Origin of the sequence: Winogradskyella poriferorum (assembly GCF_050618035.1) — a bacterium.
In the GTDB taxonomy this organism is placed as follows: domain Bacteria; phylum Bacteroidota; class Bacteroidia; order Flavobacteriales; family Flavobacteriaceae; genus Winogradskyella; species Winogradskyella poriferorum_A.
Window position 1 is genome coordinate 1 of record NZ_JBODPY010000153.1, and the last position, 231, is coordinate 231.

Sequence of the window (231 nt, forward strand, 5' to 3'; positions counted from 1 at the left end):
ACTCTTTGGATTCCCATATTCAGATTTGCACACGCCAATACTAGTAAGGTGCTTTAACTTTAACGTCGCATCCGTACCATTACTAATAAGTTCACGTAAAAATATTTCGTGATCACTGTACAAGAATTTATTAATTAATGGAAAGATATTCTCTTCCGATACATTAATATTTTCTTTTGCTATGATATATATATTTTTTGTTTTAAATTTTTATATCTAGCTCTAGTCAAA

The 231-nt window shown here is 28.6% G+C and carries 1 protein-coding gene; it reads right to left on the minus strand.

What is annotated here, in order from left to right; genetic code table 11:
* On the minus strand, positions 1-183 hold a 183-nt coding region (locus ACRHOC_RS15280), incomplete at its 3' end, for a hypothetical protein (RefSeq protein WP_431159454.1).
* Between the last annotated feature and the right edge of the window lie 48 nt (positions 184-231).